Annotated in this window: 4 protein-coding genes; 1 reads left to right on the top strand and 3 read right to left on the bottom strand. The window is 69.8% G+C overall.

Annotated elements, in window-relative coordinates; genetic code table 11:
• The coding region (locus ACFDTC_RS17815) for a PaaI family thioesterase (protein ID WP_375260217.1) at positions 1-324 on the bottom strand (324 nt) is incomplete at its 3' end.
• A gap of 151 nt (positions 325-475) precedes the next feature.
• Here ACFDTC_RS17815 and ACFDTC_RS17810 point away from each other — a divergent pair.
• Positions 476-751: a hypothetical protein gene (locus ACFDTC_RS17810; RefSeq protein WP_375260216.1), complete on the top strand. Its 276-nt coding sequence runs from the start codon at positions 476-478 to the stop codon at positions 749-751.
• A 9-nt stretch (positions 752-760) separates the two neighbouring features.
• On the opposite strand, the gene pdeM is transcribed toward ACFDTC_RS17810, so the two are convergent.
• Complete coding sequence (gene pdeM, locus ACFDTC_RS17805) at positions 761-1,441, bottom strand: ligase-associated DNA damage response endonuclease PdeM (protein ID WP_375260215.1); 681 nt, start codon at positions 1,439-1,441, stop codon at positions 761-763.
• A gap of 61 nt (positions 1,442-1,502) precedes the next feature.
• Positions 1,503-3,575: helicase-related protein (locus ACFDTC_RS17800; RefSeq protein WP_375260214.1), on the bottom strand; the 2,073-nt coding region annotated here is incomplete at its 5' end.

The following is a 3,575-nucleotide window of genomic DNA, read 5'->3' as shown; positions in this document are numbered from 1 at the left end:
CACCAGCCGGCGCCCCGGCTTGACGACCTTGCCGCGCGCGATCAGCAGGTCGCCGTGCGCGGGCGCCAGCAGGTGGATGCGGATCTCGGCCGTCACGACCTCCTGGTCGTCGGGCATGATGCTCAGCGCCGAATAGCCCGCCGCGCTGTCGCCCACCGAGAACGCCAGTCCCGCATGACCGAAGCCCTGCTGCTGCAACGCGATCGGCAGAATGGGTGCTGTGATCTCGACCGCGCCGGACGCCACCGACACGATTTTCGCGCCCAGCGTGTCCATCATCGTCTGGCGGCCAAAGCTGTCGCGGATGCGGGTTTCCATGTCCATGACGGCCACGCTAGGCGTTGCGAAATATCGCGTCCAGAGCCTCTTGCGCGGTTCGCGGCGCCGCCCGATATTCCGGATCGCGCGGCGCGCGACTCGAGGGTTTCGTCCGAGGTCGGACGGACGGGATCGCGGCGCCGGTCGGAGCTTTTCCATGTACATCTTCGAGGGTGTGGCCCTGCTGCTAGCGGCCGTTGTCCTCTACGCCTGGGCCTATGGCATGCACCACAGGCCCGTGTCCCCCGGCTGGGCGAAGGGGCAGCTTTTCGCCTCGGTCGTCAGCCTGATCCTGGTGACGCTCGCGCCGCTGGGCGCGGGTCTCATCGCCATCGGCCTCATGCAGCCGCTCGACACGCTGCAGATCGTCGGGCTGGCGATCCTGGTCGTGTCGCCCTTCGCGCTCAACTACATGCTCAAGCGGGTCCGCTAACGGGACCCGTCAGGTCCGCGCCGGGATCCGGCGCGGCATCGGGATGGCGCAGGGGCGTTTTCCGGTCAGGATCGCTTGCGCGCCATCCCCCATCAGCGCCGAGAGCACCGCGCTGTCGGTCCAGAGCCCGCCAGTATAGGCGCCAAAGGCGGGCATCACCAAGCGCTTCCCGTCGACCAGGAAACACGGCATCGACAGGCCGCGCCCGCGCGCATTGATCCGCACCTTGGGGTGGTAGTGGCCCGAAACCTCGCCCGCGGCACCCGCCGTCGCGATGTGCCGGAAGACCAGCGGCCCCAGCGCCAGATCGGCGCGGTGCGTACCGCTCAGGGTCACCGGGCCGGGGTCGTGGTTGCCCTCGATCCAGTCCCAGTCGCGCCCGGCCTGGAGGCGGGCGATGAACAGCAGGTCATCCTCGGGCAGATGCGCGTCCAGGCCCGCGGCATCGAAGCTGTCGCCAAGGCAGATCACGCGGGCAGCGTCGGTTGCATCCAGATCGTCCGCAAGCCGCGACAGCGTCTCGCGCGTCTCGTAGGGGGGCAGGGCGGCACCGCCCACAGCCGACAGACGCGCCGCCTTTCCCAGGTGCAGGTCCGAGACGATCAGGACCGAGCGCTCGGGCCAGTGCAGCGCACCGGAGGGCAGGGCGCGAAGCTGCGCACCGTGGAAGGAAAAGGCGTGGGCGTTCATGCTTTGGTCTTTGCCGCAACGCGCCCGCGCCCGCAAGCCCGACCTCGGGGCGGACGATGCGTCAGAACGGCACCCGCCATTTCGGTTTCGACATCCCTGCATCGACCTCGGCCAGACCGGAATCCTCCATCAGCCGCGTCACCTCCTCCTCGAGCAGCCGTTCGTCCGCCAACCCGCGCACCGGCACCCGCCCGGGCTCCAGGAACAGCGGCGCGGCCAGCGGTGTCACGCGGGTCAGCCGCAGGTGGTCGATCCGGTCGCCCACGCGCGCCTTCATCTCGCGGATGCGGTCGAAGTCGACGAGACCGCGCATCGCCTCCTCGCGGGTGATCTGCAGCATCAGGTGGTCGGGATCGTATTTCAGCAGCGTGTCGTAGAGGATGTCCGACGACATGGTCGCCTGCCGCCCGGTCTTGCGCTGCCCGCCCACCTGCCGCTCGATCAGCCCGGCGATGGTGGCGGACGCGCGAAACGTCCGCTTCATCACCGCGTTGCCGGCCAGCCAGGTGTCCAGCCCGTCCTCGAGTGCGGCAAGGTCGAACAGCGGCGCCGGGTCCATCACCGCGTCGAGCCCCCAGATCAGCGTGGCGTAATCCGTGCTGACGAAACCCATGGGGGCGAGGCCCATCTCCTCCATCCGCTTGGTCAGCAGCAGGCCCAGGGTCTGCTGGGCGTTGCGCCCGGCAAAGCCGTAGACGACCATCTGTTCGCGCCCGTCATGCGGAAAGCTCTCGACCAGCAGGCGCCCGGGCTCGGGTAGGCGGCTGACCTCGCGCTGCAGCGCCAGCCACTGCGCAGTGTGGTCGGGCAGGTCGGGCCAGCTGTCCTGTCGGAACATGCGCAGGATGCGGTCCGACAGCTGCGTCGAGGTGGCGAATTTCGTGCCCATGAAGGTGGCGATCTTGGGCTTGGCGCCGGGATTGCGCGTGACCTCGACCACCAGTTCGCGCAGGCCCTCGTAGCGTACGATCTGCCCGCCGATCAGGAAGGTGTCGCCCTTCGTGAGGCTCGCGGCAAAGCCTTCCTCGACCTCGCCCAGCGGCGCGCCGCCACGCCCGCGCCACTTGACCTTCAGCGTGTCGGTGTCCTGGATCGTGCCGATGTTCTGACGGATGCGCACGGCGCTGCGCGGGTCGCGCAGGCCCCAGCGCCCTTCGGGCTGCTGTTTCAGCCGCTGCCACTGGTCGTAGGCCCGCAGCGCGTAGCCGCCCGTGGCGCAGAAATCGAGACAGGCGTCGAAGGCCGCGCGGCTCAGCCCGGCATAGGGCCCGGCGCTGCGAAACTCTTCGAACAGCGCATCCGCGTCGAACGGCCCCGAACACGCCGCGATCAGGATGTGCTGGCACAGCACGTCGCGCGGCCCCGGCCCGCGCGGATCGCCGTCCAGTTCGCCCGCCCGCGCGGCCTCGAGCGCGGCCACGCATTCCACCACCTCGAAGCGGTTCGCGGGAACCAGAAGCGCCTTGCTTGGCGCGTTGTAGCGGTGGTTCGCCCGCCCGATTCGCTGCACCAGCCGCTTGACGTTCTTCGGCGCGCCCACCTGGATCACCAGGTCCACGTCGCCCCAGTCGATCCCCAGATCGAGGCTGCCCGTGCAGACGATCGCGCGCAACTCGCCGCGCACCATCGCCGCCTCGACCTTTTCCCGTTGTCCGCGGTCGAGCGACCCATGGTGGATGCCGATCGGCAGCGCCTCCTCGTTGGCCAGCCAGAGGTTGTGAAAGAACAGCTCGGCCTGCGCGCGGGTGTTGTGGAAGATCAGCGTGGTGCGGTGGCGCCTGACCTCCTCCAGCACCGCCGGGATGGCGTATTTCGCGCCGCCCCCGGACCAGGGCGGCGCCTCGTCGGTCACCAGCATGCGGATGTCCGGTTCCGGCCCCGGATCGGCGTGCAGGATCGCGCACGGGTCGGGGTGCCGCGCCAGAAGCGCCGCGATGGCGGCGGGGTCCTCGACCGTGGCGGACAGGCCCACGCGCCGCAGGCCGGGCGCAAGATTCTGCAGCCGCGCCAGCGCCAGCATCAGCTGGTCGCCGCGCTTGCTCTCGGCCAGCGCGTGAATCTCGTCGACGACGATGCGCTGCAGCCCGGCGAAGGTGCGCGCGGCGTCCTCGTAGCTGACCAGCAGCGCGAGGCT

Origin of the sequence: Citreimonas sp. (genome assembly GCF_042096055.1) — a bacterium.
Taxonomy (GTDB): domain Bacteria; phylum Pseudomonadota; class Alphaproteobacteria; order Rhodobacterales; family Rhodobacteraceae; genus Citreimonas.
This window is presented reverse-complemented; position numbering and strand designations above follow the sequence as displayed.

What these genes read in the sequence shown, in the direction of transcription:
- pdeM (WP_375260215.1), bottom strand. Translation starts at nt 1,441, where the DNA reads ATGAACGCCCACGCCTTTTCCTTCCACGGTGCGCAGCTTCGCGCCCTG.
- ACFDTC_RS17810 (WP_375260216.1), top strand. Translation starts at nt 476, where the DNA reads ATGTACATCTTCGAGGGTGTGGCCCTGCTGCTAGCGGCCGTTGTCCTC.